Annotated in this window: 2 protein-coding genes; both read left to right on the forward strand. The window is 30.8% G+C overall.

The window, feature by feature from the left end; genetic code table 11:
• The coding region (locus FHL06_RS13975) for a winged helix-turn-helix domain-containing protein (RefSeq protein ID WP_192918035.1) at nucleotides 1–356 on the forward strand (356 nt) is incomplete at its 5' end.
• Nucleotides 357–367: 11 nt separating this feature from the next.
• Nucleotides 368–1,088 (forward strand): sensor histidine kinase (locus FHL06_RS13980; protein WP_153387262.1); only part of this gene is annotated, 721 nt, incomplete at its 3' end.

Consider the following 1,088-nt stretch of genomic DNA (forward strand, 5'->3'; position numbering starts at 1 on the left):
TTTTGATTGCTAAAATCAATGCACTCCTACGTCGAACTTATGATTTCACTAAAAATACTAGTGACACAATTGAACATAATGGTTTAAAGTTGAATCTTTCTAGTGGAAACGTTGAAATTGATGATAACAAAATCGATCTTTCCAAAAATGAATACAAATTATTACAACGTTTACTCAAAGATCAAGGTAAAATCGTTACTCGTGAACAATTACTAAATTTCATGTGGGATGATGAACGATTCGTTGATGATAATACTTTGACCGTTAACATCAATCGTCTCCGCAGCAAAATAGAAAAGTATGGTCTTAAAGATTATATTGTAACTAAAGTTGGACAAGGATACATTATTCCCTAACGAGGTAAAAGATGACATTCTTTAAATATTTACGTGACCATATTTATTCCATTCTTATTGTTTTAGTGGGGATGACTTTCGTTGAATTAGTACTCTTCTTAGATCCAAGAGTCAATTTTCACATGGGTACATTGATCTACACTTGGGTCTTGGCAATGGTTTTTTTAGTTGCTAATTTAAGCATCTCCTATTTACATAAGCGTACTTGGTACAAACAATTAGAAAGTTACCAAGAAGATTTATCTAAGGAATTATTTGGTGCACGCAATAACGAGCAAAGATTTATTCAAAATAAAATCAACAATATTTCATTAGAGTATCGTAACGAATTGACTGAGTTATATCAAAATCAAAAAGATCAACGTGAATATACTGAATCTTGGGTTCACGATATTAAGGTTCCTCTAGCGGCCTTAAAATTATCACAAGATGATGAACTGGACAAAAAATTAATTGCTGAAGAATTAGATCAAATTGATTATTTGGTCGATCAAGCTTTATATTTTGCCCGCTTAAATAACTTTTCGAATGATTACTTGATTCAAGAGCAAGATTTAAACGATATCGTCAAATCTTGTATACGAACTAATAAAAGACTTTTTATCAGTAAACGAATTGGCATTAATTTAGACGTTACTGATAAAAAGGTTCTTACTGACGAAAAATGGTTAAGTTTTATTATTAATCAAATCGTTTCTAACAGTCTCAAATATACCGATCAAGGTGGTAAAA

This window comes from Companilactobacillus halodurans (assembly GCF_009600985.1).
Lineage (GTDB): Bacteria > Bacillota > Bacilli > Lactobacillales > Lactobacillaceae > Companilactobacillus > Companilactobacillus halodurans.